At 71.7% G+C, this 25977-nt stretch carries 25 protein-coding genes and 1 tRNA gene; 11 read left to right on the forward strand and 15 right to left on the reverse strand.

The genetic code is table 11. From position 1 onward, the window contains the following. Nucleotides 1–26: 26 nt before the first annotated feature. Nucleotides 27–1604 (reverse strand): hypothetical protein, encoded by a 1578-nt coding sequence (locus AC1ROW_RS04355; protein WP_493017617.1) that lies wholly within the window; start codon nt 1602–1604, stop codon nt 27–29. Next, nucleotides 1580–2614, reverse strand: a complete 1035-nt coding sequence (locus tag AC1ROW_RS04360) for an ABC transporter ATP-binding protein (RefSeq protein WP_493018357.1) — start codon at nt 2612–2614, stop codon at nt 1580–1582. The genes AC1ROW_RS04355 and AC1ROW_RS04360 overlap by 25 nt, the downstream gene beginning before the upstream one ends. A 386-nt stretch (nt 2615–3000) precedes the next feature. Between AC1ROW_RS04360 and AC1ROW_RS04365 the strand changes: the two genes are divergently transcribed. Genes AC1ROW_RS04365 through AC1ROW_RS04375 form a run of 3 tightly spaced genes read left to right on the forward strand, consistent with a single transcriptional unit; the run spans nt 3001 to nt 5367 of the window. Continuing rightward, nucleotides 3001–3693 carry a phosphocholine cytidylyltransferase family protein gene (locus AC1ROW_RS04365; RefSeq protein WP_493017618.1) on the forward strand — a complete coding sequence of 231 codons (693 nt, stop codon included), beginning with the start codon at nt 3001–3003 and terminating at the stop codon, nt 3691–3693. A gap of 54 nt (nt 3694–3747) precedes the next feature. Further along, a complete protein-coding gene (locus AC1ROW_RS04370; RefSeq protein WP_493017619.1) occupies nt 3748–4632 on the forward strand; it encodes an ABC transporter permease in 885 nt (294 codons plus the stop codon). Next, nucleotides 4633–5367 (forward strand): ABC transporter ATP-binding protein, encoded by a 735-nt coding sequence (locus AC1ROW_RS04375; protein ID WP_493017620.1) that lies wholly within the window; start codon nt 4633–4635, stop codon nt 5365–5367. Nucleotides 5368–5564: 197 nt separating this feature from the next. Here AC1ROW_RS04375 and AC1ROW_RS04380 read toward each other — a convergent pair whose 3' ends face one another. After that, a complete protein-coding gene (locus AC1ROW_RS04380; protein WP_493017621.1) occupies nt 5565–5762 on the reverse strand; it encodes a hypothetical protein in 198 nt (65 codons plus the stop codon). A 137-nt stretch (nt 5763–5899) separates the two neighbouring features. Here AC1ROW_RS04380 and AC1ROW_RS04385 point away from each other — a divergent pair, with 137 nt between their 5' ends. From AC1ROW_RS04385 to AC1ROW_RS04395, 3 genes are all read left to right on the forward strand, one after another. Next, nucleotides 5900–6199, forward strand: coding sequence for a helix-turn-helix domain-containing protein (locus AC1ROW_RS04385; protein WP_493017622.1), 300 nt, complete (start codon nt 5900–5902; stop codon nt 6197–6199). A 115-nt stretch (nt 6200–6314) separates the two neighbouring features. Further along, nucleotides 6315–6614: a helix-turn-helix domain-containing protein gene (locus AC1ROW_RS04390; RefSeq protein WP_493017623.1), complete on the forward strand. Its 300-nt coding sequence runs from the start codon at nt 6315–6317 to the stop codon at nt 6612–6614. A gap of 58 nt (nt 6615–6672) precedes the next feature. Next, nucleotides 6673–7572, forward strand: a complete 900-nt coding sequence (locus AC1ROW_RS04395; RefSeq protein ID WP_493017624.1) for a hypothetical protein — start codon at nt 6673–6675, stop codon at nt 7570–7572. On the opposite strand, the gene AC1ROW_RS04400 is transcribed toward AC1ROW_RS04395, so the two are convergent. The 4 genes from AC1ROW_RS04400 to AC1ROW_RS04415 form a co-directional block, all read right to left on the reverse strand. Further along, nucleotides 7569–8450, reverse strand: coding sequence for a glycosyltransferase family 2 protein (locus tag AC1ROW_RS04400; protein ID WP_493017625.1), 882 nt, complete (start codon nt 8448–8450; stop codon nt 7569–7571). The two genes, AC1ROW_RS04395 and AC1ROW_RS04400, sit on opposite strands and share 4 nt — an antisense overlap. Beyond that, nucleotides 8443–9261 carry a CDP-alcohol phosphatidyltransferase family protein gene (locus AC1ROW_RS04405; protein WP_493017626.1) on the reverse strand — a complete coding sequence of 273 codons (819 nt, stop codon included), beginning with the start codon at nt 9259–9261 and terminating at the stop codon, nt 8443–8445. Before AC1ROW_RS04405 ends, AC1ROW_RS04400 begins: the two co-directional genes overlap by 8 nt. A 2-nt stretch (nt 9262–9263) precedes the next feature. Next, nucleotides 9264–10307, reverse strand: coding sequence for a glycosyltransferase family 2 protein (locus tag AC1ROW_RS04410; protein WP_493017627.1), 1044 nt, complete (start codon nt 10305–10307; stop codon nt 9264–9266). A gap of 122 nt (nt 10308–10429) precedes the next feature. After that, on the reverse strand, nt 10430–12202 hold the full coding sequence (locus tag AC1ROW_RS04415; protein WP_493017628.1) for a S1C family serine protease: 1773 nt from the start codon (nt 12200–12202) through the stop codon (nt 10430–10432). Between the two features lie 148 nt (nt 12203–12350). Here AC1ROW_RS04415 and AC1ROW_RS04420 point away from each other — a divergent pair, with 148 nt between their 5' ends. Continuing rightward, nucleotides 12351–13547: a pyridoxal phosphate-dependent aminotransferase gene (locus AC1ROW_RS04420; protein WP_493017629.1), complete on the forward strand. Its 1197-nt coding sequence runs from the start codon at nt 12351–12353 to the stop codon at nt 13545–13547. A gap of 40 nt (nt 13548–13587) precedes the next feature. On the opposite strand, the gene AC1ROW_RS04425 is transcribed toward AC1ROW_RS04420, so the two are convergent. From AC1ROW_RS04425 to AC1ROW_RS04455, 7 genes are read right to left on the reverse strand one after another with little or no spacing between them, the layout of a single operon-like run. Continuing rightward, a complete protein-coding gene (locus AC1ROW_RS04425; protein ID WP_493017630.1) occupies nt 13588–14394 on the reverse strand; it encodes a carbon-nitrogen hydrolase family protein in 807 nt (268 codons plus the stop codon). Then, a complete protein-coding gene (locus AC1ROW_RS04430) occupies nt 14391–16169 on the reverse strand; it encodes a sensor histidine kinase (RefSeq protein ID WP_493017631.1) in 1779 nt (592 codons plus the stop codon). Before AC1ROW_RS04430 ends, AC1ROW_RS04425 begins: the two co-directional genes overlap by 4 nt. Next, the gene (locus tag AC1ROW_RS04435) at nt 16166–16552 is read right to left on the reverse strand and encodes a response regulator (RefSeq protein ID WP_493017632.1); all 387 of its coding nucleotides are present in this window, start codon (nt 16550–16552) and stop codon (nt 16166–16168) included. Before AC1ROW_RS04435 ends, AC1ROW_RS04430 begins: the two co-directional genes overlap by 4 nt. Then, nucleotides 16549–16704: a hypothetical protein gene (locus AC1ROW_RS04440; RefSeq protein ID WP_493017633.1), complete on the reverse strand. Its 156-nt coding sequence runs from the start codon at nt 16702–16704 to the stop codon at nt 16549–16551. Before AC1ROW_RS04440 ends, AC1ROW_RS04435 begins: the two co-directional genes overlap by 4 nt. After that, nucleotides 16701–17456 carry a PHP domain-containing protein gene (locus tag AC1ROW_RS04445; protein ID WP_493017634.1) on the reverse strand — a complete coding sequence of 252 codons (756 nt, stop codon included), beginning with the start codon at nt 17454–17456 and terminating at the stop codon, nt 16701–16703. The genes AC1ROW_RS04440 and AC1ROW_RS04445 overlap by 4 nt, the downstream gene beginning before the upstream one ends. Further along, nucleotides 17453–18463 (reverse strand): ATP-grasp domain-containing protein, encoded by a 1011-nt coding sequence (locus tag AC1ROW_RS04450; RefSeq protein ID WP_493017635.1) that lies wholly within the window; start codon nt 18461–18463, stop codon nt 17453–17455. Before AC1ROW_RS04450 ends, AC1ROW_RS04445 begins: the two co-directional genes overlap by 4 nt. Next, nucleotides 18460–19527: a PIG-L deacetylase family protein gene (locus AC1ROW_RS04455; RefSeq protein WP_493017636.1), complete on the reverse strand. Its 1068-nt coding sequence runs from the start codon at nt 19525–19527 to the stop codon at nt 18460–18462. Before AC1ROW_RS04455 ends, AC1ROW_RS04450 begins: the two co-directional genes overlap by 4 nt. Before the next feature lie 123 nt (nt 19528–19650). On the opposite strand from AC1ROW_RS04455, the gene AC1ROW_RS04460 reads away from it, so the two are divergent. From AC1ROW_RS04460 to AC1ROW_RS04475, 4 genes are all read left to right on the forward strand, one after another. Then, nucleotides 19651–19727 (forward strand) — tRNA-Met (locus tag AC1ROW_RS04460). 111 nt (nt 19728–19838) lie between these two features. Further along, nucleotides 19839–21347, forward strand: coding sequence for a DUF3375 family protein (locus AC1ROW_RS04465; protein ID WP_493017637.1), 1509 nt, complete (start codon nt 19839–19841; stop codon nt 21345–21347). Next, nucleotides 21344–22015 carry a DUF4194 domain-containing protein gene (locus AC1ROW_RS04470; protein ID WP_493017638.1) on the forward strand — a complete coding sequence of 224 codons (672 nt, stop codon included), beginning with the start codon at nt 21344–21346 and terminating at the stop codon, nt 22013–22015. The genes AC1ROW_RS04465 and AC1ROW_RS04470 overlap by 4 nt, the downstream gene beginning before the upstream one ends. Further along, entirely contained in the window at nt 22012–25413 is a 3402-nt protein-coding gene (locus AC1ROW_RS04475) for an ATP-binding protein (RefSeq protein WP_493017639.1), read from the forward strand. Before AC1ROW_RS04470 ends, AC1ROW_RS04475 begins: the two co-directional genes overlap by 4 nt. 13 nt (nt 25414–25426) lie before the next feature. On the opposite strand, the gene AC1ROW_RS04480 is transcribed toward AC1ROW_RS04475, so the two are convergent. Next, nucleotides 25427–25957, reverse strand: a complete 531-nt coding sequence (locus tag AC1ROW_RS04480; RefSeq protein ID WP_493017640.1) for an isochorismatase family protein — start codon at nt 25955–25957, stop codon at nt 25427–25429. Nucleotides 25958–25977: the final 20 nt, after the last annotated feature.

The raw sequence follows: 25977 nt of genomic DNA on the forward strand, positions 1-25977 counted from the left end.
CGCCTCCTGCTCCGTCGCCGCCGGGCTCAGTCGTTCCGGTTCGCGAACGCCATCAGCTCCGGGCCACGCTTGTCGAACGCCCGCGCGCCCACCCACAGGCCGACGCCGAGCGTGGCGAAGCCGATCAGCACGGACGCGATCGGCGAGATGCCGAGCCAGAACGGATTGACCGTCAGGCCGAGGACGAGGAACACGATGGCAGGCGACGCCAGGACGACGATCGCGAAGAAGCTGAACGCCTGCGCGAGGGCCGCCGAGGCGCCGGAGTACTGCGGCTGGGTGAAGGCGCTGTCGCCCGGCTTGGTGGCCGGATACGGGAACAGGGCCGAGAACACGCTGGACAGACCGAGGCCGATCACCAGGATGGACCCGCACAGCGCCGCGACAGCGGGCAGCACGGCCCAGTCGCCGAACACGGCAGTGGTCACGATCGAGCCCACCGCGATGACGGGGATCCCGATGACCACGGGCGGGAACATCCTCCCGAGCCGGTCCGCGATGCCGCGGGTGCCCGACACCAGGTGCAGCCAGATCGCCGTGGAGTCGTAGGCGACGTCGTTGTGGATGGTCCAGCCGAGGAACAGGCAGACCAGCGGCAGCGGCACCAGCGACGCGAAGTGGATCGGCAGGCCGCCGAGCGCGAGCGGAACGACCACCAGCACCGGGATGACCGGGATCGGCACCAAGGCCACCCAGTAGCGGGTGTCCCTCGCCCAGTAGGTCATCGACCGCGCGGCGATGGCCGCCGTCGGGCCGCCGGGGAGCCGGGAGAACCAGCCCAGGCCGTGGTGGTCGCGCGCGCTCACCTCCCGCGCCGGCGAGACGAGCACCAGCGCGACCAGGGTGCGCCACACCAGCCAGAGCACGGCGACGGTCGCGACCGCGATGAGGAACTGGGCGAACGCCGCTCCCCCGTCGCCCTCGGCCGCGGCGCCCGGCATGCTCCAGACCGCTCCGAGCGGCGTCCACTGCAGCCAGCCGGCGAAGCCGTTCAGGGTGCCGAGGCCGTCGCGGCCCCAGTCGACCGTGAGCAGCAGGATCAGCACAGGGGCGAGGAGCACGAGGGCCAGCATCGCGACGACGCCGCCCGCCTCCTTCGACCGGCGCGGCGGGATCAGGAGGGACGCGATCGCCGTCGATATCCGCGACGCGAGCACGCAGGTGGGCACCACGAGCAGCGCCGAGAGCACGGCGAGCACCGCGGCGCCGGGCTCGCGGGACCAGGTGATGACCGTGCCGAGCGAACAGACGAACAGCACGACCGCGGGGACGCCGACGAGCGCGGCGAGGGCCAGAGCCCGGGCGAGCTCCCGGTCCGGGATCCCGAACAGCGCGAACTTCCGCGGGTCGAGGGCGTCGTTCACGCCGAACATCAGGGGCAGCAGGAGGAACCCGGCGACCACGATCGACCCGACGACGACGAGCACGCCATGCACGTCGGCGACATCCGGCGCGAGGCGCGCCGCCACCAGCGCGCCGAACACCAGGACGCCCGTCACGATGCCGTACGCCAGCGCCAGTACCAGGCCGAACACCTGCCACGGGCTGCGCCGGAAGGCGTTGGCCAGGAGCCTGAGCCTCAGTCCGAGAAGCTGTGCAACCACTCCATGCCCTCCGCCGCCTTGCGTCCGCCCGCCAGGTCGACGAACCGCTCCTCCAGGGTCTGCTCTCCGCGCACCTCGTCGATGGTCCCGGCCGCGAGCACCTGGCCGCCGACGATGATCGCGACGCTGTCGCACACTCGCTCGATCATGTCCATGCCGTGGCTGGAGAGCACCACCGTGCCGCCTGCCGCGGTGTAGCGCTGCAGGATGTCCACGACGTTCGCGGCGGAGACCGGGTCGACGGACTCGAACGGCTCGTCCAGCACCAGGAGGCGCGGCGAGTGGATCATCGCGGCCGCGAGCGCGATCTTCTTGGTCATACCCGCCGAGTAGTCGGCGACCAGCCGGTCGAGGGCGTCCGCGATCCCGAAGGCGATCGCGAGGTCAGCGGTGCGCGCGTGCACGGTCACGGCGGAGAGCCCGCGCAGGGTGCCGGCGTAGTGCAGGAACTGCGCACCGGTGAGGCGGTCGAACAGCCGCAGCTTGTCGGGGAGCACCCCGATGACGTGCTTGGCCCGCACCGGCTCGGTCCAGACGTCCACCCCGTGCACCACGACGCGGCCCTCGTCGGGACGCAACAGCCCCGTGATCATCGACAGCGTGGTGGTCTTGCCGGCGCCGTTCGGCCCGACGATGCCGTAGAAGGAGCCCTCGCGCACGTCGAGCGAGACGCCGTCGGCGGCGACGATCGAGCCGTAGCGCTTGCTGAGCCCGTGCACGGTGAGGACGCTCGGGCGTGTGTCCACGATCGGGGCCGGGCGCGCCGGCTCCGGAGCCTCGGCGGGCTCGGGCACCGCAGGCGCCGTCTCCACGACGGCCTTCGCCGTACGGGACTTCTGAGTGGTCTTCGCCGGGGTCGCGGTGGTCTTCGCAGCGGTGGCGCGCTTGCGCGGCGTCGGCGTTCGCGTGCTCGACCCCGCTGCGGCGGCGGCCGTCTTCGGCTGTGTGCGCTTGGCTGCGGGGCGGCCGGGCGCCGCCTGCTCCGGCCCGGACTGCGTGATCTCGGACATCCGCTCCCCCTCGTCGTCCCCCTGCGGTTCGGGCGCGCCGGACTCCGGATCGGTGCTGCTGCCGGGTCGCGCGTGCTCGAAACTCACCACGCAACCGTACCAACACAGAACCGCTTGCGTACCCCCCGACGGGTGCCTCGCGATGAGGGTGTCACGGTTCTCAGACTGCCTAGGAAAGTCCTGTGAGGAACATAACGACCCAGCAACGACCGACGTCAACCCCTGCCCCCGGATGAGGGCCGCCGGTATTCTGGTGCAGGCATGAAGGCGTGTCGAAACACGTAAAGCGTGAATGAACTCCCGGTGACGATCCGGGAGTGGCGGGCTTCGACGCACCGCCGCAAATCACACCCACACGGGGTTCGCGCGGATTCAAGGAGATGATTGTGACGACCCAGGTAGTGATCCTCGCGGCGGGCATGGGAAGCCGGCTCGGCCGGAGCCTTCCGAAGCCGCTGACGGAGCTGAGCGACGGCCGCACCATCATGCAGCAGCAGTTCGACAACATCCACGCCGCGTTCGGCAAGGACGTCACCGTGACGATCGTCGTCGGCTACAAGCTCGAGCACATCATCGAGGCGTTCCCGGACGCCGAGTTCGTCTACAACGAGCAGTACGACCAGACCAACACGTCCAAGAGCCTCATGCGCGCCCTGCAGGCCTCCGGCCCCGGCGGCGTCCTCTGGATGAACGGCGACGTCGTCTTCGACCCGGCCGTCCTCGTCCGCGGCGCCGCGATGGTGGCGCGCGACCAGACGTTCGTAACCGTGAACACCTCGTCCGTCGCCGACGAGGAGGTCAAGTACACCACCGGCCCCGAGGGGTACATCCACGAGCTGTCCAAGACCGTCAAGGGCGGCCTGGGCGAGGCTGTCGGCATCAACTACATCTCGGGCAAGGACAAGGCCGCCCTGCTGCGCCAGCTCCAGCGGGTGGCCGACCAGGACTACTTCGAGCGCGGTCTCGAGCTGGCGATCGAGCAGGACCGCCTGCTGGTCGAGCCCGTCGACATCTCCGACCTGTACGCCGTCGAGGTGGACTTCCAGGAGGACCTGGAGCGCGCGAATCTTTTCGTATAGTCGAAGGGCTGTGTGACGCGAACACGCAGCCAGCGATCAATACGATAGGTTCCCGTGACCACTACCTCCGCCGACCTGCGCCCCGCGCAGCGAACGCGCGCCGCCCGCTACCGCCACTCGCTGTGGCTGCTGACGGTGCGCGACCTGCGCGTGCGCTACTCGACCAGCGCGTTGGGCTACCTGTGGTCGATTCTCGATCCGCTCGTCATGAGCGCGATCTACTGGTTCGTCTTCACGGTGATCTTCCACCGCAGCGTCGGTGAGAACCCCTATATCGTCTTCCTGCTCGCGGCGCTCCTGCCGTGGATGTGGTTCAACGGCGCGGTCTCCGACAGCACGCGGGCCTTCCTCCGCGAGGCGAAGCTCATCCGCTCGACGATGATCCCCCGCACGATCTGGGTCAACCGGATCGTGGCCTCCAAGGGCATCGAGTTCCTGCTGTCGCTGCCCGTGCTCGCGATCTTCGCGATCGCCACCGGCGCGACGGTGAACGTCGACATCCTGCTGTTCCCGCTGGCGATCCTCATCCAGGTGGTGCTCACGGTCGGCGTCGGCCTGATCGTCGCACCGCTCGTGGTGTTCTTCCGCGATCTGGAGCGGGCCGTGAAGCTGGCGCTGCGCTTCCTCTTCTATGCCTCGCCCATCATCTACAGCGCTCGGGACCTCCCGGGCGGCTGCGGCGCAGGCGTCCCCGTCAAGGAGTGCGCCGCGCACCTCGCCGCCAACCCGGGCACGGCGACCGAGACGCTGTTCTCGCTGCATTTCTGGTCGGCGTTCAACCCGCTCACCGGCATCTTCAGCCTCTACCGGTCGGCGTTCTTCCCGCAGGAGCTGGACTGGTACCTGGTGATCGTGGCCGCGCTGATGTCGCTGGTCCTGCTCGGGGTCGGCTGGCTCGTGTTCACGCGCTTCGAGCGCGACGTGCTGAAGGAGATCTAGGTGTCCGCCGTCATCGACGTCGCGGGCCTGGGCGTGCGGTTCAAGCGCAACCGCGGAGCCCGGCGCTCGTTCAAGGATCTGTTCGCCGGGCGCCGGCGCCGCGCCCGCCCCGATGACTTCTGGCCGCTGCGGAACGTGACGTTCCGTGTCGAGCCGGGCGAGGCGATCGGCGTGGTTGGCCGCAACGGGCAGGGGAAGTCGACCCTGCTGAAGCTCGTGGCCGGTGTGCTGCTGCCCGATGAGGGCACCGTCAAAGTCGCCGAAGGCGTCGCGCCCCTGATCGAGATCACCGGCGGCTTCGTGGACGACCTCACGGTGCGCGACAACGTCTACCTGACCGCCGGGCTGCACGGGATGACCAAGCCGCAGATCGACGCCCGGTTCGACGAGATCATCGCGTTCGCCGAGATCGGCGACTTCGTGGACACGCCGTACAAGCACCTCTCCAGCGGGATGAAGGTGCGGATCGCGTTCGCGGTGATCGCGCAGCTCGAGGAGCCCGTCCTGCTGGTCGACGAGGTGCTCGCGGTCGGCGACCGGGGCTTCAGAGAGAAGTGCTACGCGAAGATCGAGGAGCTGCTCGCCAGCGGCCGCACCCTCTTCTTCGTCTCCCACAACGAGAAGGACCTGCGCCGGTTCTGCGCCCGCGGGCTCTACCTCGACAAGGGCAGCCTCGTGCTCGACGGCCCGATCGACGCGGTTCTCGACCTCTACAACCAGGACTACGGGGCGTAGAAAAGCGCCGGTCAACCAGCTTTTCAGCACCACTGGAAGTCCTGCACAGAAAAGAAATCGCGCGAGTTCTCCCCAGAAGAGGTCTTCAGGCCCGAATTCGGCGTTCCGGCGTCGGAGGGCGTTATTACCGTTGCTCCCATGAAGACGCTCCGGAACCTCCGAACCCCGCTCGCCCCACTCCGCGACAGGCGCCACGCCTACCGCGTCCCCTGGACCGTCGATCGCAGCGGCGCGCCCCACTTCCGCCTTGTGAACACCAGCAACGAAGAACTGCGCGGCGTCACCGTCAGCATCGCGGGCAGCTCGTCCGTGCGGGTGAGCTCGCCGTCCGCCGTGCGGCCCGGTGAGGCCGTGCGCGCCAGCCTGAGCGGCAGCGACGACCCCGCGCGTGACACGCTGCTCGTCGTACGGTGGTTCCCGCCCGACGGCCGCGGTCCTCCTGCATGCATTTTCCGAACTCCGGGCCTGAGGCACGAAGGTCGCGGTGGCGCACACTCTGGCCCGCCAGTCTCCAGCCGGATAAGCATGACGCATGAAACATTCGAGGTCTCGCGCCGCGGTCCGCTTCGGTGCGCAGGTGCGCCGCACCCGCATCGCCCTCGGGCTCAGCCAAGAGAGCGTCGCCGAACTCGCCCAGATCCATGTCACGAACTACGGCCGCATCGAACGCGGCATCGCGAACCCCAGCCTCGTCACGATGCTCCGGATCGCGAGCGTGCTCGGCACCGACATCGCCCTCCTGACCGAAGGGCTGTCACGAGACGACCTGCCCGCCGAGTTCGAGGTCCTGACGGCGGACGAGTTCCTGCGGGAGCGGGAGAGGCGGCGCTGAGGCGCGGCCGCGCGCGGTCCGACGGCATGTATTTTCCGAAGTTCCGGCCTCAGGCAGGAATGTCGAAGTGGCAGGCACTCTGGTTCGGGAATCCGCAACCGGATAGGCATGACGCATGAAACAGCCGACCTCTCCTGCGGCGATCCGGTTCGGGGCGAACGTGCGGGACGCGCGCCTCGCGCTCGGTCTCAGCCAGGAGAGCATCGCCGAACTCGCCCAGATGCACGTCACCAACTACGGCAAGATCGAGCGCGGCACCGCCAACCCGAGCCTGGTGACCATGCTGCGGATCGCGAGCGTGCTCGGCACGGACGTCGCGCTGCTGACCCACGGGCTGTCGAAACGCGACCTGCCGGACGAGTTCGACGTCCTGAGCGCCGAGGAGTTCCTGCAGGAGCGCGCCAGACGGCGCTGAGGCGGCGATCTCCTCGCCGGCCTGGTCGCCGCGGCGTGGAGGCCTACACTCGGTACAGATGAGCAAGCGACCCGAGCCCTTCGTCTCCCCGACCGGCGGACCGCCGCGTGGCGGGGACACCCCGCGCGCCGTCGACAACACCCTGGACCGGTTCCTCGGCATCCAGCGGCCGGTCGTGCTCGCGCACCTGCGCGGCCTGCGCCGCCGGCACCCCGAGGCGACGGCCGTCGAGCTCGCCGCCATCCTCGAGCGGCGCTATCTCGCGGCGGTCACCACCGGCGGCGCGGCGGTCGGCGCCACGGCCGTCATCCCCGCCATCGGCACCGGCGTGACCCTGGCCCTCTCCGGGCTGGAGACCGCCGCCTTTCTGGAGGCCACTGCGCTGTACGCGCAGTCCTTGAGCGAACTGCACGGCATCGCGGTGGAGGACCCGGCGCGGGCACGTGCCCTCGTCCTGACCATGATGCTCGGCCGCGAGGGCTCCGACCTGGTGCGCCAGCTCGCCGCGCAGGTGGCCGGCACCGGGGTCACGCGCACGGCGTACTGGGGCGAGCTCGTCACCACGACGCTGCCGTCGATGGTCGTCGGGCCGCTCGTGGACCGGCTGCGGAACTCCTTCATCCGGCAGTTCGCGGTGCGCGGCGGCGCCTCGATCGTTGCCCGGGCGATCCCGTTCGGCATCGGCGCGGTCGTCGGCGGGACCGGCAACCACATCCTCGGCCGGCGCGTGGTCACGAACTCGCGGCTGGCTTTCGGGTCGGCGCCGCTCGTCATCCCGGACGCCCTCACTCCGTCGGAGGGGCCGGGAGCGGTGCGGCGCTTCGGAGTGGTCACCGGGCGCCGCGTGGTGCAGGCGGGGGTCGTGCTGCGCAGCGCCCTGCCCGCGAGCAAAGCCCGTCGCGGGCGGAAGGACGACGATCCGGCCGCGCCGGAGTCGCCGGACGAAGCCGCGCCCTAGACGATCGGAGGCCGCCCGGCCGCGGTCATCCGCAGCACCGTGCGCCAGCGGATGGGCCGGCGCTCGCCCGGGTCGGCGCTCCAGCCCTCGCGCCAGCCGCCGAACCACGCGCGCAGGACGTCCGGCTTGCGGAACCAGCGCAGGAGCTGAATGCCCGTCCACGAGCCGACGTAGACCGGGACCAGCACCGCGGGCAGGTTGCGGCGCGCCAGCCAGACGCGGTTGCGGGCGTTCAGGCGGTAGTAGTACGAGTGCCGGGTGGGCGACACAGCCGGGTGCTCGGCGACCAGGTCGCCCGCGTACCAGACGCGCTTGCCCTGATCCCACACCCGCCAGGCGAGCTCGATGCCCTCGTGCGCGTAGAAGAACGGGTCGGCCCAGCCACCGGCGCGCTCGAACACGACGCGCGGGAGCACGATGACCGCCTCCAGCACCGAGAACACTGCGGACGACCGCTCCGGGTCGCCCTTCCGGATCCGCGGGATCCAGCGCCGCGGCGACGGCTTGCCGTCGCGCGCCCGCAGCCGGGGCTGGATCATCCCGACACCGGGGTCGCTCCGCAGCAGGGCGATCGCGTCGCGCAGGAAGCCGGGCGACGGGATGTCGGCGTCGTCGTCCAGGAAGAGCAGGTACTCCCCCGCCACCTGCGGCACCCCTCGGTTGCGCCCGGCCGGGATGCCGAGGTTCTCCGGCAGCGCCAGCGTCCCGACCCCGGGCGGCAACGGCGGATCCGCTGTCGCGGGGTCCCAGCCGTTTCCGACCACGACGATGTCGGTGGCCACCCCCTTCTGGGCGAGGACGGACTCCACGCCGCGCAGCAGGTCCTCCGGCCGCGTGCCCTGGGTGAGCACGACGACGCCGACCGTGGGGTCAGCCACGGACCCGCTTGGACGACATGATCGCCACGAAGTGCCCGATCGCCGCCAGCAGCGCCAGCGGAACGAGGATCGACAGCAGGACGCGGTCGGCGAGCGGCGAGCCGATGAACAGCCCGACGATGGAGAAGACGAAGATCAGGATGGTCAGCTCCACCGAGTGGTACATCCGGTGGAACGGGACGAACTTGGCAGCCTTCCGCAGCCGGGCGACCACCCCGTGCGTCGGGGCGTACGCGGCCTCGGTGTCGGCCAGCTTGGGCAGGCCGGCACTCGCCCGGGCGACGCGCACCATGTCGTTGAGCGCCTTGTTCAGGACGATGATGAGCGCGAGCAGGGTGCCGAGGTTCGTCCAGAGGAAGTCCTGCGGCGCCTCGAACGGGAACCCGGCGGCGCGGATGCCGAGCACGATGGCGATCAGCGTCTCCGTCGTGTAATGGCCGACGTTGTCGAGGAACATCCCCGCGGGCGACGATGTCCCGCGCCAGCGTGCGACCTCGCCGTCGCAGCAGTCCACCAGCATCTGGAGCTGGCCGAGGACGAGCGCGAGCGCGGCGCCGGCGATCCCGGGGATGAGCAGGCTCGCGGCCGTGGCCCAGCCGGTCAGGATCATCAGCCCGGTGACGCCGTTGGCCGAGATGGAGGTCTTGAGCAGGACCCAGGTGAGGTACGGCGACAGGTTCCGCAGGTACAGCGACGCCGTCCAGTGCTCGGCGTTGCGCCGTCCGCGCACCTCGGGCGGCTGGGCCACCGCCCGGAGTTCGGCGATCGACGAGGGCCGCGCTCCGTGCGCCGCCGGTCCCGCTGCTGTCATGCCTACCTTCCCGTGTGGGCCGTGATGTTCCGCGTGAGCGAGAGGTATCCGAGGATGAACCCGATGCCCCAGCTGAAATGGATGCACGGCAAGACTACGAGAAACCACAGGAACGCGGAAAAGTTGTCGCGGCGCCCCCAGACGAACGCGGACGCCACCACGATGACCAGGTACGCCGCAGGCACCGCGAAGGCCCAGAGCAGCCAGGGGGTCGCACCGAGGACGGCCTGCAGCACGCCGCCGAGTCCGAGCAGCACGCCGAGGGCGACGCCGAGCACCATCACCGGCGGGGCGAAGTAGCGGACGCCGTTGGAGGCCGGGAAGCGCCGGGCGAGCTCGCCGCGCCAGATCCCGGTCGAGAAGAACTGCCGGGCGAGCCGGTACAGGTTCGGGCGCGGCCGGTAGACGACGCGCAGCCGGGGGGTGAACCAGACGGTGCCACCCGCCTGCCGGATGCGCCGGTTGAGCTCCCAGTCCTGGCCGCGCTTGATCTCCTCGTCGAAGAGGCCGACCTGCTGGAGGCGGTCGCGGCGGAACACGCCGAGGTACACCGTCTCGGCAGGGCCGGCTGTGCCGCCGACGTGGAGCTTGGTGCCGCCGAGCCCGATCCGGCTGCCGTATGCGCGGGCGACCGCGCGCTCGAACGACGTCGTGCCCTGGGCGTCCATGAGCCCGCCGACGTTGTCGGCGCCGGTCTCCAGGATGGTCTCCACCGCGATGCGCGCGTAGTCCGGCGGCAGGACGCTGTGGGCGTCGACGCGGATCACGACCGGGTACCGGGACGAGCGGATCGCCAGGTTCAGCCCGGCCGGGGTCGAGCCCACCTCGTTGTCGACGACGCGGATGCGCGGGTCGACGGCGGCGAGCTCGGCGACCAGTTCCGTGGTGCCGTCGATGCTCGGCCCGAGCGCGATGGTGACGTCGAACGGACCGGTGTAGTCCTGTGCCAGCAGGCTGTCGACCGCGGCCCGCACATGGGTCGCCTCGTTGAGGACGGGCATCACGTAGGACACACCGGGAAGGGTGTTCACGTTGTCGTCCGGCATCTGATCCATTCGTCGTACGGGCCTCGCCGAGCTTATCAGCCGGCGCCTGAGCGCCCCGTCCGACGACAGGACGACGGAAGGCCGCCCCGCTCTGCGGGACGGCCTTCCGTGCGGGCCTGCGGTCAGTTCGCCGGGAGCGAGCCCAGGGTGACCGAGGTGGTCTTGGACTGACCGTTGTGGAGGTACGTGACTTCGGCCTTCGCGCCCGCCGGAAGCGCGCGCACCTGGGCGGTCAGGTCCGTGGCGTCCGTGATCGGCAGCCCGTTGAAGTTGACGACGATGTCGCCCGCCTGCAGGCCGGCGCTGGCCGCGGCTCCGCCGGAGGTGACCGACTTGATGGCGGCGCCGACCGTGGTCGCCTTGCTGTCCTGGCTCGCGTCGCCGACCGAGGCGCCGAGGAGGCCGTGGGTCGCCTTGCCGTCCTTGATCAGCTCGTCCGAGATCCGCTTCGCGAGGTTCGACGGGATCGAGAAGCCGACGCCGATGCTCCCGGACTGGGTGCCGGAGGAGCTGCCGCCGCCGGCGCTCGCGATCGCGACGTTGATGCCGATCAGCTCGCCCTTGCTGTTGAGCAGCGCGCCGCCCGAGTTGCCCGGGTTGATCGACGCGTCCGTCTGGATGACGGGGAGCGAGATGGTGCCCTGGCTGCCGCTCTGCGACGAGCCGCCGCCCTGGTTCGGGAAGTCGAAGTTGAACGGGTTCTGCGAACTGCCGTTGCCGCTGCCGCCGCCGTTGCCGTTCGAGCCGTCGCTGGACTTCGGCGCCGCCGAGGACGCGATGCTGATCGACCGGTTCAGCGCGCTCACGATGCCGTCGGTGACGGTGCCGGAGAGGCCGAGCGGGGCGCCGATCGCGACCGTGGTGTCGCCCACGTTCAGCTTGCTGGAGTCGGCCCAGTTCATCGGGGTCATCCCGCTGGCGCCGTCGAGCTTGATGACCGCGAGGTCGGTGGTGGGGTCGGTGCCGACGATCTTGGCCGTGTAGATCTTGCCGTTGTTGTCGGTGACGCTGATGCTCACGTTGGCCGCGGCGCCGTCGAGGGTGACGACGTGCGTGTTGGTGAGGATGTAGCCGTCCGGGGAGAGCACGACCCCGGAACCGGTGCCGCCCTCGCTGGAGGCGCTGACGGAGATGGTGACGACGCTCGGCGACGCCTTGGCGGCGACCGCGGTCACCGTGGTGGCGTTGTTGGTGTCGTTGACCGTGATGTTCTGCGGGCCGGAGACCGTCTTGATGGTCGCGTTGCTTCCAGTGGCCGAGTACAGGCCGATGCCCGCGCCTGCGCCGGCCACGCCGCCGATGAGCGCGCCGATGGCGAGCGTGGCGATGATCAGGCCGGTGTTGCGCTTGCGGGGCGCCTTCTCGCCGGTGCCCGGCGCGGCGGCGTAGGGCTGGTGGGCGCCGGGGAGCTGAGCGCCCGGCTGGGCGTACGGGGCCTGCGCGTAGGCGGGCTGCCCGAACGCGCCGTTGCCGTAGTCGGGCTGCGGCTGGTGCAGCGGCGCGCCGGCCGGCTGACCGTAGGGCTGCTGCGGGGCGACCGGCTGGGTGGGCTGCGTGTGGTTCACGGGGATCGGGCCCTGCGGCGCCGTGGGCTGCTGCGCCGTCGGCTGCTGGGCGGTGGGCTGCTGGGCGGTGGGCTGCTGCGCGGTGGGCTGCTGCGCCGTCGGCTGCTCGGCGGTCGGCTGCTGCGCCGCGGGCTGAGCGGCGGCGGGAGCGGTCCAGCCGTGGTCCGGGGCCGGAGCGCTGGGCTGCTCGGCTGCCGGGGTCTGCGCCGCTACGGGAGTCTGCGCCGCCGGAGTCTCGGCGGGACGAGCCGCGCCGCCATCCACGACCGCGTCGGCTTCGGCGTCGTTCTGGGGCTTCGCGGGCTCCGGGGTGATCGGGGAGTCGGTCATGGTGTGGTGCTCCTTCCAAGCACTAGACAGCTTGGGATGCCAACCTGAGCGTTCTATTTGCGGGTCCTGTGGGCGACCTTCCGCCTCCCGATGACTCCTCCCAACGTAACGAATGGATACGCTCGGAGCGAGGCCCTACGGTGGGTCCATGACGGTTTCGGGCGCATGGAGGGCCGCCGCGCGCGGCGCGGGACTGCTGGGTGCGGACGGCGTCGTCCGCCCGACGATCTTCGCGGAGATGAGTGCTCTCGCGGTGCGCACCGGCGCCATCAACCTCGGCCAGGGCTTTCCCGACGAGGACGGGCCCGCCGTCGTGCTCGACGCGGCCGTTGACGCCATCCGCGCCGGCGCCAACCAGTATCCGCCGGGGATCGGCGTCCCGGAGCTGCGGCGGGCCGTCGCCGATCACCAACGGCGCTTCTACGGTCTGGAGGTCGACCCCGACCGCGAGGTGCTGGTCACCGCCGGAGCGACGGAGGGCATCGCCGCGACCCTCCTCGCTCTGCTCGAGCCGGGCGACGAGGTCGTCACATTCGAGCCCTTCTACGACGAGTACGGCGCGGTGATCTCCCTCGCCGGCGGCGTGCACCGAACCGTCCCGCTGGAACCGCCGGCGTTCCGGCCGGACCTGGACCGGCTGCGCGACACCGTGACGGACCGCACCAGGGTCATCCTGGTCAACACGCCGCACAACCCCACCGGTGCGGTCCTCGACCGCGAGACGCTGACGACGATCGTCGAACTGGCCCACCGGCACGACGCTCTCATCGTCACCGACGAGGTCTACGAGCACCTGACCTTCGGGCCGCGGCACATCCCGATCGCGACGCTCCCCGGCGGCTGGGAGCGGACCGTGACCATCTCCTCCGGCGGCAAGACCTTCAACACCACCGGCTGGAAGGTCGGCTGGCTGACCGCGCCCGCCGAACTCGTCACCGCCATCCTCGCCGTGAAGCAGTTCCTCACCTACGTGAACGGTGCGCCGTTCCAGCCGGCTATGGCCGCCGGCCTGGCCCTCCCGGACACGTTCTTCACCGGGATCGCCGCCGCGCTCGCCCACAAGCGCGACGTCCTGTCCGCCGGGCTGCGGGCCGCCGGATTCGACGTCCACGGCAGCGACGGCACCTACTTCGTCGTCGCGGACGCCGCGCCGCTCGGCCACCCCGACGCCGTCGAGTTCTGCCGCCGGCTGCCCGAGCTCGCCGGTGTGGTCGCGGTGCCGCTGTCCGCGTTCTGCCGCGACGACTATGCGCGGCGGACGGCGTCGCTGGTGCGGTTCGCCTTCTGCAAGCGCGTCGAAGTACTGGAAGAGGCCGCAGCGCGGCTGGCGACGCTGGGCTCCTGACCCGGCCTGGGCTCCTGACCCGAACGCTGCCGAGCCGCGCTCAGTCGATCGGCTCCACCCGGTAGCGCCGCAGCTCGAGTGCCGGGTTCCGCCGGCGGACCTCCTGCACGCGCTCGGCCGACGCCTCCGCGACGGCGACGCCCGAGGTCTCCCCCAGTCCCGCGAGCACGACGCCCATCGGGTCGACGATCGCGCTGGAGCCGACGCCGATCGGCGGCGTGTGGTCGGCCGCCGCGACGTACAGCGTGTTCTCGATCGCGCGCGCGGCGATCAGCGTCGACCAGTGCTGCTCCTTGAGCGGACCGCGAACCCACTCCGCGGGAACGGCGACCAGCTCGGCGCCCGCGTCCGCCAGCCGCCGCGTCACTTCGGGGAAGCGCAGGTCGTAGCAGGTCTGCATGCCGATCCGGAGGCCGTCCACCTCGAACACCTCGGGCAGCGCGAGGTCGCCGGGCACGACCCAGTCGGACTCGGTGGAGCCGAAGGCGTCGTAGAGGTGCTGCTTGCGGTAGACGGCGAGTCTCTCGCCGGTCGGGCCGACCGCGACGAGCGTGTTGGCGAATTTGTCCCGCACCCCGGTCTGCTCGACGAGCCCGGCGATCACGAAGACGTCGTGGTCGCGCGCCGCGACCTGGAGCGCCTGCACGAACTCCCCGTCCAGCGGCTCGGCGTTGCGCGCGAAGGACGGCCCGAGGGGGTCGGTGAAGTACGAGGAGTACTCCGGCAGCACGACGAGCCGCGCCCCGCGGGCGGCCGCGACCGCGATCAGCGCCTCCGCCAGGTCCCGGTTGTGCACCCGGTCGTCGCCCGGCGTGAACTGCGCGACCGCGACGCCGACGCCGGTCACGGCCGGGCCTCCGCGCCGGGGACCGCCTCCGCGACGGGGCGCGGCGTCTCGACCGGGAGCCGGAGGCTGATCGACGTGCCGAGGCCCTCCTCGCTCGCGATGTCGAGCCGGCCGCCGTGCGCGGTGACGATCGCCTTGGTGATGGTGAGACCGAGGCCGACGCCCGGGACCGCGTTGCGGGTGGCGGTGGAGGCACGGAAGAACCGCTGCGAGAGCTGGCTCAGCTCTACAGCCGGGATGCCCATCCCGGTGTCCGTCACCGCCACCACCGCCTCCTCCCCCTCACGGTGCAGCGAGACGGTGACCCTCCCGCCGGACGGCGTGAACTTCAACGCGTTGGAGACGAGGTTGTCGACGGCCTGCCCGAGGCGCACGGTGTCGCCGCGGACCTCCACCGGCTCGTCGGGGACGTCGCACACCAGCTCGACACCCGCGGTCGCGGCGACCGGGGTCGCCGACTCGACCGAGGCGGCGACGACCGAGCGCAGCTCCGCGTCCGTGATGTCGATGGGGAACCGTCCGGACTCCACCTGGGCGGTGAACAGCAGGTCGCCGACCAGCCGCAGCAGCCGGTGCGCGTTGCGCTCGGCGACGCCCAGGTACTGGAGCTGCTCGTCGGACAGCGGGGACTCGTCGTCGTCGCGCATCAGCTCGAGGTAGCCGAGGATCGAGCTGAGCGGGGTCCGCAGCTCATGCGAGATGAGGCCGACGAACTCGTCCTTGAGGCGCGCGAACTCCCGCGCCTGCGTCATGTCGGTGGCCACGAAGATGAAGCCGACCCTGTGCCCGTTCTCGTCCAGCCGCGGGGTCGCGGCGACCTGGACGGGCACCTCCTTGCCGTCGGCGCGCACGTAGGTCCAGTCGCGCACGTCGGCATAGCCCGCCCGCACAGTGTCCACGAGCGCGGAGAAGTCGTCCATGCCAGCCACCGTCGTGAAGCGCGCGTCCATGTCGCGCAGCCGCTCTTCCAGCTCGCTGACCAGGTGGAACTCGATGACCTTGCGGTTCGCGCCGACGACCTGACCCTCGGTCAGCCCGAGCATCTTCTCGGCGCCCGGGTTCCAGACGTCGATCACACCGTCGAGGTCCGTGCCGATCACGGACTGCTCCGTCACGGCGTTCCAGATGCTCTGGATGAGGCGGTTCGCGGTCTTCAGCCTGGCCTCGTTGAGCACCAGCTCGTCCTGCGTGCGCACGGCCTGCTGGAGCAGCTCCTCTCGTTGCTCCGCGGCGGCGCGGGTCGCCGCGAGCTGCCGGCGCGAACGGTGCGCGATCTCGTTGACCACTGCGGCGACGATCAGGTAGATGACCGGCGAGAAGAAGGCGCGGATGATGTCGGCCGGACCTGTCGAGGCCACATCCACGACGATGGGGGCGAGCAGCACCAGGAAGATTCCCGCCCCGGCGATCACGATGTTGCGCCGGCCCTCCTCCGTCGCGATCCAGACGAACGGCAGGAGCAGGATGACGCCGACCGCCGAGGTGGTGCCGCCGGTGCCGATCCGCATCAATCCGATCGAGAGCATCGCGATCAACGGGACGACGACCGACCAGCGCACTCCCACGCGCGGCCACGGCACCAGGATCGCGAGCAGCAACGCCCCGATCATCATCGCGACCGAGCCGCCGATGTAGGGCAGGATGTGCTGGCTCACCACACCGGGGATCAGCGACAGTCCCAGCGCGATCGCGTACCCCACCAGCGTCGGCGCCAGTTTCAGGACGACGGAGGGCGATTCGATCGGGATACGGCTGAGCCAGCGGTCGACCGTCATGCGAGTTCTCCCAGTCCGAGCATCGAGCGGATGCGCTCGGAGAGCGCTCGCGGGCTGAACGGTTTGATGAGGAAGCTGTCCGAGCGGTCGGCGACGATGCCGTGGTCGGTGAGGAGCTGCACGGAGGCCGACACCATCAGGATCATGGTGCTCTTGGTCAGCTCGCCGCCGCGGATCGCCTCGGCGACCTCCACGCCGTTGAGGCCCGGCATCGAGATGTCGAGCACCGCCAGGTCGATGCCGCCGGCGTTCACCGCGTCGAGCGCCGACCGGCCGTTGTCGACCGCGGCCACGACGTCGACACCCGCCCGGTTGGCGGCGATCACCATGAGCCCCCGGATGTCGGCGTCGTCGTCCGCGATCACGACCCGCTTGGCCGTCACGAGAAGAACACCACCCGCACCACGACGATCGCGGCGATGATCAGGAGGGCGACGGCGCCGTAGACCGGCAGCCGCAACTCCCAGCGCCGGTTGGCGTCCAGCTCGCGCTGCAGCTGCTCGCGCTGCACCCGGGTCAGCTCGACGGGGCTCATCCCTTCTCCTCCTGATCGACGGCGGCGAGCAGCGCCGCCACTCGGTCGTAGCGGCCCACGTCCGCGGCGTCATGGCTGTCGGTGGAGGCAACGATACGCGCACCGGCGGCCTGCAGGGCGCGCACCGCGGCGGGGCCGGGGCAGGCCCACTTCTCGTTGATCTCGACGATCGTGCCGGTGGCAGCCGCCGCGGCGGCCCAGGCGGCCAGCCGGGAGGCGCCGAGCTGCTCCTCTGAGAGCCCGACCTTCGGCAGGATGGAGAACCAGTGCGCGAGCTGCGCGTGCGGCGTGGCCTCCATCGCCCGGATGCTCGCCTCGATCAGCAGGTCGAGCGCATCGTCCGCCGAGAGTCCGGCCGCAAGGCGCTCCCGGGTGGCCTCGGGCGACCACGGCCCATCGGTGCCGGGGAACTGGTGGTCACCGATCACGACGGCGTCCACACCGCCGGGGCCGACGACGAGGCCGGCGGGGGTGTCGAGGGCGCCCGAGACGTCGAGGAGCTTGGCCTCCACGCCGGTCAGCACCGTGAGACCGTCCGGTACCGGCTCGGCCGCGACCGCCGCGACGAACTCCGGAACCCACGCCGTCGACGCGCGCACGTGGTCGGTCAGCCGCACCGTGCGCAGCCCGGCGCGGTGCGCGGCCGCGATGTTCTCGGCGAGCGTGCTGCGGGCGTCGTCGGAGAAGGTGGAGTGGACATGGAAGTCGCCCTCCAGGAGCGCGCTCAGCCCGGTCGCTCCCGGTGCCGTCACTCTTCGGGCCCCTCGGCGTGCGCGGCGTTCCCGGAGACGAGCACGTCGCCCGGGTCGAGGAAGACGTCCTCCAGGAAGCGCACGTTGGCGAGCTCCGCGAAGTCGACGGCCGAGGGCACCGGGCGGCCGAGCACCAGGTCGAGCAGCAGCGACGGCATGTCGACGCCGGCGGCGATCGTCAGCGGCATCGCGCCGGGGAAGCGCGGGTTGACCTCCAGAAGCGCGGGGACGCCGTCGCTGGAGTAGCGCAGCTGCACGTTGGCGACGCCGGTGAGGCCGATGGCGCGCGCGACGTCGGCGGCGGTGTCCGACAGCTCGGCCCGGCGAACCGTGCGGCCGGCGATCGAGACGCCGGAGTCGACGCGTTCCCGTGAGCGCGGCACGGCGGCGATGACGTTGCCGTCGAGCCCGGCGAGGACGTCGACCGAGAACTCCTCGCCCGGCAGGTTCTCCTGGATGATGACGCTGCGGTCCTCGCCGAGCGCCTCCAGTGCCGCGCGGTCGGGGATCAGCCGGACGCCCCGCGAGCCCGCGCCGCTGCGCGGCTTGACGATCACCGGGAAGACCCACTCCGCGCCGACGCCGTCGCGGTCGAGCAGCCGGGTCTCCGGGATGCGCGCGCGGCCGGCGACAGTCTGCGCGAGCCGGTACTTGTCCAGGCACGTCACCAGCGTCTCGTGGCTCGGCGCGGCGAGGGCGGTGCCGGCCGCCGCCAGCTCGTCCCGTCTCGCCGCGAGCCCGGGCAGCTCGACGTCCACCGTAGAGAACAGCACGTCGACGTCGTCGGTGGCGCACAGGGCGATCACGTCGTCCACGAACTGCGGCGACTTCCCGGGAGGCACGATCCGGCGGGCGCCCTCTGGCACCAGGTACAGCCCGCTCGCCCAGCCGTCCATGTCCGCCGCGAGCACTTCCACGTCGGCGCGCTTGAGCAGGGAGCGGATGACGGCGACGCCGGCCGGTCCGCCGGCTCCGGTGACCAGGACCCGGGTGACCTCGTCGCTCATTCCTGGGTCCTTCTGATCCGTGCGTCGGTGTGGATGCTCGCGGCGGGCACCGAGATGTCGGCGGTGTCGCGCATGACCTCCAGCGGCTCGCAGTTCGTGCCGCCGCCGAACCGGGACCAGTACCGCGCGGTGGCGAGCACGAAGTCGTGCTCGAGGTACGCGCGCTGCTCGGTCTGCGAACGGAAGCAGTCGATCAGCCGCAGCTTGGACTCGGTGAACCCGTCGATCGGCACGAACCGGGTGGGCCGGAAGTCGATGGTCGCCGACGGGCTCTGGAAGCAGCAGACCGTGCGCACGTCCCGGGTCGCCACGTTGACGGCGGCGTGCACGGCACGGTGGTCCTGGTGACGGTCGTGCGCGGAGTGCGTGTAGACGATGTCCGGCCGCACCTCGGCGACGACCCGCTCGACGATGCTGACGGTTGGGTCGCCCGCCGAGATGCGGGTGTCCTCCAGGTCCTCCAGGAACAGGCGGGCGCCGAGCAGCTCGGCCGCCGCGAGCGACTCGTGCTGGCGGTCCTCGGCGTCCCCGCCGCGGGCGCCGCGGGAGAGCGTCAGAATGACCACCTGATTGCCCGCCTCGCGGTGCGCGGACAGGATGCCGCCGACTCCGATCTCGACGTCGTCCGGGTGCGCGCCGATGGCGAGGACCACCTGCTGCTGGTTGGCGGCGCGCTTGGCGCGGCCCTCCTCGGCCAGGCGGCCGACGATCGCGACGAGCTCGGAGGAGGCGATCGGCTTGGTGAGGAACTCGTCGGCCTGGGCCCGCAGCGCGGAGACGGCGTAGTCGACCGAGACGTGCGCGGTCATCACCACGACCGGCATCCCCGGGTGGCGCCCGCGCAGCTCGCGCAACAGGTCGATGCCAGAGATGCCCGGCATCTCGATGTCCGTGATGACGACGTCCGGGTCGAAGGCGGCGATGGTGTCGAGCGCGATGGACGGATCGGTGACCGCGACCACCTGCGCATCGGCACGCTTCTCCAGCACCGTCTTCATGTAGAACGCGACGTCCGGATCGTCCTCGATCACGCACACGCGGTACTTCTGAGCAGAGTTCGCCATACGTCTTCTCCCGAATTCCTGGCTCGACTCTAGTGGGACGCCCGGTCTGCACGAATCGGACTCGCCCGGGCGTGCACCCGATTTCACAGCGCCCCGAGGCCGTGATAGAGTTTCTTCTTGTGCCGCGGGGTGGAGCAGCTCGGTAGCTCGCTGGGCTCATAACCCAGAGGTCGTAGGTTCAAATCCTGCCCCCGCAACCAACTGGCCCGGACTTGAGGAGAAATCCCCAGGTCCGGGCCGATTTTTGTCTGTGCTGCACCTGTCTGTGCTGCACCTGTCTGTGCTGCACGTGTCTGGCACCCGGAGGATGAGTGGACGAGGCTCTCGACGCCGCGCGCGTCGCGGCGGTCTGGGAGGAGCATCCCACCTGGGCGCTGCTGCGCAGCTACAACGGCCGCTGGGTCCTCCCCCTCTTCTCCCGTCATCTGGAGTACGCCGACGGCACCGTATCGGCCGACTGGTTCCACCAGAAGGTCGCCGAGGCGCTCGAGGCCCTGGAGGACGACCGCGACGACCGCGACGACAGCGACGCTCCGGCCGACGCCGAGTCCTCCCGCACCTCCCCCGTCGAGTACTGCCGGAGCTGGGTGGACAGCCGCTGGCTGATCCGCACCCGCGCCGGCGCCGGCGAGGGACGCGCCCGCTACCGGCTCTCGCAGTACGCCCTCCAGGCGCTGCGGATCGTCCGCGAGCTGGCCGAGCCGGACAGCGCTGTGTCCGAGGCGCGCTTCGCGAGCATCGCGCACGCCGTCCACCACCTTGCCGCGCTCACCGACCCGACCGCGGAGTCCCAGCTCGAACGCCTCGACCGGGAGATCGCCGAGCTGCAGGCGCGCCGCGACGCGATCGCGCGCGACGGAGCGGTCGCCGCCTCCCCCGAGACGGTCGCCCGCCAGGTGCGCGAAGTCCTCCGGCTCACCGCGACGCTGCCGGAGGACTTCCGCCAGCTCGGCGCGATGGTCGAGCAGCGCCACCGGGAGGTCGCGCGGGCTGCCTCCTCGCAGCATGTCGGCAAGGGGGCGCTCGTGGACCGCTTCCTGCGCGACAACGACCTGCTCGAGGAGACGCCGGAGGGGCGTGCGTATCGCGGGTTCGCGGGGATGCTCTCCTCGCGCGAACTGGACGGGATGCGCGCCGACATCGACCGGGTGCTGTCGCGCCCAGGCGCGGAGCTGACCGAGCGGCAGCGCGCCCAGCTCGAGACGCTGATCACCTCGCTCCTCGCCGAGGAGCAGGCGGTCCAGGAGACCTACGTGCGCTGGACTTCCTCACTGCGCCGGTTCCTCAGCCGCAGCGGCTCCGACCGGCACGCCCGGCTGCTCTCGCTCGCGGCCCGCGCGCTCGACGCGGGCGCGCTCTGGACGGAGCGCCGGCCCGGGCCGGTGCTGGTCGACGGCGACGTGCTCGGCATCGGCGGCTGGGAGCTGGTCGACGTGACCCAGACCCAGCTCTGGCGCGACCGCGGCCGGCCGCAGGTCGGCGTCGCGATCACCGAGAACGACGACCCGCTGCCCGAGCACGAGCGCGACGCGCTCCGGCTCGCGGTAGGGACCAGCACCGCGGCCGTGCGGGAGACGATCGACGCCCTGCTCGCGCGGGCCGAGACCGTCACCGGCGCCGACGTGTACGCGGAGACGCCGCCGGAGTTCCGCCGGCTCGGACTGGCCGTGAGCCTGATCGAGCTGGGCGCCGAGCACGGCGCCGTAGCCGAGGGCGTCCAGACCGTGCCGCTGGAGCTGGCCGACGGCGACCGCGAAGTGACCATGCCGCTGCTCGTCTTCGGACGGGACGCGCTCGAGACGGAGGCGAACGACCGGTGACGGACACCCTCGAACAGGACCCGATCGACAGCGCGGACGCGCAGGCGCGCGACGACGCCTTCGGCGACCGGGTCCCCGACACCCTCCCCCGCGAGGCGCGCACCGCGCTCGTCACCCTGCTCACGAGTCGGTTCATCACCCGCGCCAAGCAGCCCGACGCCTGGCGGAACCTGCTCGATCACGAGGACGACATCCGCGCCCGGCTCGACGAGCTGTTCCTGACCCTGCACCTCGACCGCGAGCACGAGGTCGCCTTCAAGCGGCAGAACGGCGAGGACGGCGTCCCCGTCCTGCTCCGACGGGAGAAGCCGCTGTCCCGCGACGCCTCGCTCCTGCTCGTGCTGCTGCGGCAGGAGCACGCCTACACGGACGCGCACGACGAGCCTGTCACGGTCACCCGCGACCACATCGCGGAGTTCCTCGGCCGGTTCCAGGGCGACTCCGCCCACGACGAGGTGCGCGTCGACCGCCGGATCCGGGCGGCGATCGCGGCGCTCGACCGGCTCGAGCTGCTGACCCCCGCGCCAGAGGACCCCGATCTCTTCGTCGTCTCGCCCGCGGTCGTGCCGCTGATCGGCACCGCCGAGCTGCTCCACCTGGAGCGGCTGTTCCTGGAGGGCGCCGGTGCGCCCGCCGACACCGCCGCCGCCGAGGAGGACGCCGAGTGACCGATCTGCCCGCCGACGAGGGCCTGCTGCGCCGCGGCCAGTTCCGCATCGAGCTCGTCCAGCTCCTCAACTGGGGCAGCTACGACGGCCTCCACCGAATGCCGGTCGGCCGCGGCGGCATCGCCATCCTCGGCCCGACCGGGCGCGGCAAATCCACTGTGCTCGACGCCATGTCGGCCGTCATCATGCCCAACCCGCAGGAGTTCAACCGGGCGGCGCGCGACGACTCCCGTCACCGCTCCGAGCGCACCGTCTACAGCTACGCGCGCGGCAAGACCGACGAGGTGAAGGACGCCGGCTCGGACACCACCACCACGCACTTCCTGCGCCCGCTCGGCACCGCCTTCCCGAGCGGCGCCGCGATCACCTGGCGCACCGAGCTCGGCGAGACGATCACCGCGGCGCGGCTCGCCTGGATCGGACCGGACACGTCCACACAGGACGAGGTCACCACCGCGACCGTCTACCTGCTCGCGCACGGCGAGTTCCCGCTCGGCCGGCTGAACGAGCTGGTGCAGGAGCCGGGCAGCTCGTCGCCGCTCACCCGGGCCTCCCTCGGTCGGCTGGTGCACCCCGAGCGCGACCTGGTCACCTCCTCGCAGCCCGAGCTCCGCGTGCGGCTGTGCGAGGAGCTCGGCATCGGCGGCAGCGACGAGTCGCAGCTCAAGGCGCTCACCCTGCTGCGCCGCGCTCAGGCGTCCAAGGGCGTGTTCTCCATCGACGAGCTCTTCAAGAGCTTCGTGCTCACCGAGCCGCGCGCCCTCTCGCGCTGGGAGACCACCCTCAGCAGCTACCGCGAGGCGTCCGCGCTGTACGACGTCTTCGAGACCACGCGGCGCAAGCTCGAGGTGCTCGCCGACGTCCCGGCCCGGGCCGAGCAGTACGCCGCAGCCGTCGAGGACGCCACTGGCAAGCGCCGGCTGCTCTCCCCCGCAGACGGCGAAACCGGCCCGCGGCTGCGGGTCTGGCTGGCCGAGCGCATCCGCGACTGGGTGTCCGGCCAGGTGGACGAGGTCCGCGACCGCAAGCGCGAGCAGGAGGCGCTGCGCCGCGAGGCCGACGCCGAGGAGCAGGCGGCGCACCGCGCGCACCAGGACGCCCAGGCCCGGCTCGCCGCGGCTGGCGGTGACCCCGCAGTGGTGCTCCGCCGGGAGCTCGAGTTCGCCGAACGGATCCTCGCGGCCCAGACCCGCGAGCGTGCGGCGGCCGACGCCGTGTTCGCCCGCGCGGGACTGGCCGCCCCGGAGTCCGCAGGTCAGCTCGCGGAGCTCCAGCGCGAGGCCGAGTCGCGCCTCGCCGCGGTGACCGCCGACGACGAGCAGCAGGCGCGACGCTACGAGCTGGCCGGCCGTGTCGACGCCGCGAAGAAGGCCATCGCCGTCGCCACCGCCGAGAAGCGGTCGTTCGAGCAGCGCCGCAGCAACGTGCCGGCCGACGCCGACGAGCGCCGCCGCCGGATCGCCGAAGGGGCCGGGCTGGCCCCAGAGGACCTCCCGTACGCCGGCGAGCTGTTCGAGGTCGCCCCGGGCCGCCGGGACTGGAGCCGCGCCGTGGAGGCCGTGCTCGGCGAGGTCGCGACGCACCTGATCGTGGACGAGCGCCGCTTCGACGCCGTCCGCCGGTTCGTGAACGAGGCCGACCTGCGCGGCCGGGTCGTGCTCGTGCCGGCCGCCGCCGGCCGCGCGCCGGCGCTCGACCCGATCGATCGGACCGTCCCCGCGCTCCTCCAGTTCGACGACGCCAGTCCGTTCCACGGCTGGCTGCACGACGAGCTGGTGGCCGACCGCAGCGTGCTGTGCGTCGAGTCGCCAGAGGAGCTGGACGCCGCCCGGCCCGCAGGCGTCACCGGCGCGGTCACCCGCTCCGGGATGCGCTCTGCCGCGCGCGGCCGCGTCGTCAAGGACGACCGCCGCACCGCCTCCTGGATCGGCCTCGACAACACCCCGCGCATCCACGAACTGGCGTCCCGCATCGCGTCCCTCGAGGCCGAGCTGGCGGACGCCCGCGCCGCGTCCGACCGCGCGGAAGCCGAGCACGGCGACGCCAGCCGCCGCAGCGAGGCGCTCGGCGCGATCCGCGCGCTGGAGTGGGAGGCCATCGAGGTCGCGCCGCACGCCGCACGCGCCGCCGAGCTCGCCGACCAGCTCGCGAACGTCTCGGTCGCGCACCCCGAGGCCGCCTCCCTCCAGGAGGAGTCCGAACGCCACGACCGCGAGCGGATCGACGCTGCCAAGCGCGGCGCCGCCCTCCAGGCCCGCGTGGACGAGCTGGAGGCCCAGCACGCCGCCCTCATCGACATCGAGGACAGCATCGCCGACGCCCTGGAGGACAACAGCCCGCTCACCGCCGATGAGCGCCTGCTGCTCGGCACGCTGCCGTTCGCGGCGCCGCGGGAGGCGGCCGATGTCGACCGGCGCTACGCCGAGGCGCTGGCGGCGCTGCGCGACCAGATCGACGCCCACCAGCAGAGCGTCGAGCATTATGAGCAGCTGCTCGTCGTGACGTTCGAGCGCTACCGCGACCTCGACCCCGGCGCCGAGATCGACGCGACCATCGACAGCCTCCCCGCCGTGCAGGCCATCCACCGGGTGCTGGTGGAGGACGACCTCCCGCGCGCCAAGTCCGACTGGCTGGTCAAGGCGGGCGCGAGCATGGGCGACAGCCTGCGCGCCCTCCTCACCCAGATCGAGGAGGACGGCCACGCGATCCGCCGCGGCGTCCGCCCGATCTCGAACGCCCTGCGCGGCATCGAGTTCCGCGAGGGGTCGACCCTCGACATCGACCCGCGGCCGGTGTCGAACAGCGACCTCCACGAGTTCACGCGGACGCTGCGCAAGCACACCGCCGCCGCGGCCGGGGCCGACCGGAGGGACGCCGCCGCGATCGAGCGCGACTTCCTCGACCTCCGCCGCGACCTGTCCCGCCTCGAGGAGCGCTCACGGGCCGGCGAGGCCTGGCGGCGGCGGGTGCTCGACGCGCGCGAGCACTACCAGTTCCGGGCGATCGAGACCCGTGCCGACGGCGCCCAGATCGTGCACGAGGGCGTCGCGGGCAAGTCCGGCGGCGAGGGCCAGGAGCTCATCGCCTTCGTCCTTGGGGCGGCGCTGCGGTACCGGCTCGGCGACGGGACGGACGCCACCCCCACCTACGCCCCGATCATCCTCGACGAGGGCTTCGTGAAGGCCGACAACGAGTACACCGGGCGCGCGCTGGCGGCGTTCCGCGGGCTGGGCTTCCAGCTCATCGTCGGCGCCCCGCGCGACAAGGTGAACGCGTTCGAAGAGCATGTGGAGTCGGTCGCCTACGTCACCGGCGACCCGGCTCGGCCCGGGCTGTCGCGGATCTACTCGCTCAGCATCCGGGAGGCGCTGGAGGGCGAACGGATCGGGGCGCTGTAGCTCTCCGCCGACGTCAGCCGAACGTCACCTCGTCCAGCTCCGGGACCTCCACCCCGGCCGCGATGAGGTCGAGCGTGACGCGCTCCACGATGTCGGCCGCGGGCTCGCCGTCCGGGTACGTGGTGTGCGCTCCCGCCGGGACGATCACGTCGAATCCGCGCTCCAGCGCGCCGACGGCGGTCGCCTGCACGCAGTACTCGCTCTGCAGGCCCGCCACCACGAGCGTGTCCACGCCCATCGCGCGGAGCACGTCCGCCAGCGCCGGGTTGGACTCGAAGGCGTTCGCGACGTCCTTGCGCACGATCGGCTCGCCGGGCAGCGGCGCGAAGACCAGCTCCCAGCCCGGGCTGCCCGGCTCGTCGGGGTCGCCGCGGCGTCCGTCGTTCTTCACGTGCACGATCGCGGCGTCCGCGTCCCGTGCGGCGTCCAACAGGCCGGCGAGCACACCCCGGAACTCCGCGGCGCCCTCGACGGCGGTCTCGCCCTCCAGCATGTTGCGCTGGACATCGACGAGGATGAGGCCATATCCCATGCGCTCCATCATGCGCCGCATTCGCTATGGTC

This window comes from Leifsonia sp. GW821-FHT13C09 (assembly GCF_058806435.1).